The organism is Bartonella sp. TS25HLJMH (assembly GCF_042193505.1).
Lineage (GTDB): Bacteria > Pseudomonadota > Alphaproteobacteria > Rhizobiales > Rhizobiaceae > Bartonella > Bartonella grahamii.
Window position 1 is genome coordinate 1 of the sequence record NZ_JBHILV010000095.1, and the last position, 782, is coordinate 782.

At 38.6% G+C, this 782-nt stretch carries 1 protein-coding gene; it reads left to right on the forward strand.

The genetic code is table 11. The annotated features are described in order from the left end of the window. On the forward strand, positions 1-782 hold a 782-nt coding region (locus ACFINF_RS09430), incomplete at both ends, for a DUF6990 domain-containing protein (protein ID WP_375620619.1).

The window sequence follows — 782 nt, forward strand, 5'->3', positions numbered from 1 at the left end:
AACATCTGAAAATCCTTAATGAGCGAGAGGCAGCAGAAGCACATCTTAGTCCACAAGTTTTGATTACTTTCAATAAAGCTGCAGAGCAATTAAAAGAAATGGGTTGGACAGTTTATCGTGATAAAAACTACAATCGCAATGCTTATTTTATAAGTAAAGACCGTATCATCAATATAATGTATAACCTTCAAAGTGATGAAGAAGAGCCGATTGTTGCATTTAAGGCTTCCCTTTCAACACTTAGTTTTTCTACGGCTCATAGAGAGATTTTCTATAATATGCCTCAATATATAGCCCTCAAAGAAGCAGAAGAAGTTTATACAGTTTCTAGTACTGAATTGGATGAAGGCAAGCTAAAGCAGATCAGTGCGGATATTCTTGAATGGGCAGGTCGGCAAAATGTGAATCAAATCATTTATGATTATGTAGCTTTTCCCCCAGACAGTGAACTTGATCTTGTAGCGCGTCACCTTATTGCGCTTGTTTTGATTGGGGATGTTGAAAAGCTCAAATCTTATAAGGAGAATTTTAGAAAGGGAAATCCTTTAGGTTTTGTGGAAGAAATCTCAAAATATAGAATTGATAATCTCCTCACTCTTGCACGGGGTTATCGAGCAGGTTTTCCGAAAAATGCACCGATTTTGAGCTTGGATCCGCAAACAGCATCTGTTGCTTCCAAAACTATTGCTGTTGAAGTGGCAGAGGAAGTGGATGAAGCGGATGACACTGATGATCGTCTCACCATGGAAAGTGCTCATGCACTTTTAAAAAGCTTAGGCTGG